Source organism: Streptomyces sp. NPDC127084 (genome assembly GCF_042724175.1).
Classification (GTDB): Bacteria; Actinomycetota; Actinomycetes; order Streptomycetales; family Streptomycetaceae; genus Streptomyces.
In genome coordinates, this window is record NZ_JBHXFA010000447.1 from 1 (window position 1) to 1,008 (window position 1,008).

Sequence of the window (1,008 nt, forward strand, 5' to 3'; positions counted from 1 at the left end):
CCTGTTACAAGGAGACGCCGGCGTCCTCGGCCTTGGTCGAACTGGAGGTCTTGGCGAGGTAGCTCGTCTTCACCCAGTCGGCGAACGTAGTCGCCGCATACGTCCAGGCCGCGTCGTGGAAGTCCGTCTTGCCCTTGTACAGCTCGTACGTGTCGACCCAGGCGCGGTCGGCCTTCGACAGGGCGAGTTGGTAGAGGTACTGCTGGGCCGGGTACTCGGCGCCGGCGTTGGCGAGCGGGGTGACGCCCTTCGCCGCGAACTGGGCCATGGCGGCGGTGAGTTCGTCGAACGTCTTCGGCTCGGCGATCTTGTACTTCGCGAAGAGGTCCTTGTTGTAGTAGACCATCGTGTACTCGCCGTAGTCCGTGACGCCGTACCACTTGCCGGAGCCCATCACTCCGTTGGTGTCGTACATGTCCGTGGTGCCGACGCTCGCGGGGATCTTCTTGTCCCAGCCGCGCGTCTTGGCCTCGGCGGTGAGGTCGGTGAGCAGGCCCTGTTTGGAGAGCAGGCCCGCCGTCGCGTTGCCCTTGTTGTACTCCATGATGTCCGGGGCGTCGGAGGAGTTGAGGACCATCGGGGCGGTCTTCTGGATCTGCTCGAAGCCCTTCTCCTCGAACTTCACCTTGACGCCCGGGTGTTGGGCCTCGAACTCCTTGATGGCCGCGTTCCAGGCCACGCCCATCGCGCTGTCGGGGCCCTCGTAGTGCCAGAGCTTCAGGGTTTTGCTGTCTGAGGTACCGCTGTCCGAGGTGCCGCAGGAGGAGAGGAGCAGGGCTCCGGTCTGGATCGCCGCGGCTGTCTGCGATTGCGTTCGGGTCGTCAGCATCCAGGGCCTCCGGGGGAGTTGGATGGGTGTCGAAGCGCTTCGATGGAGGAAGGTATGTAGGTGGGGGTGGTGCGTCAATGGGTTAGGCGGAGATTGGCGCAAGCGGTTCGATGGGTTAGTGGGTGAGTGCGGGTCGGTGGGGGCTGGGCGCGCGCACGCGGCGGAGCCGCATATCGATA

Annotated in this window: 1 pseudogene; it reads right to left on the reverse strand. The window is 64.8% G+C overall.

From position 1 onward, the window contains the following. Positions 1-10: 10 nt before the first annotated feature. A pseudogene (locus ACFWI9_RS34870) lies at positions 11-829 on the reverse strand (ABC transporter substrate-binding protein); the annotation flags it as partial. Positions 830-1,008 lie beyond the last annotated feature (179 nt).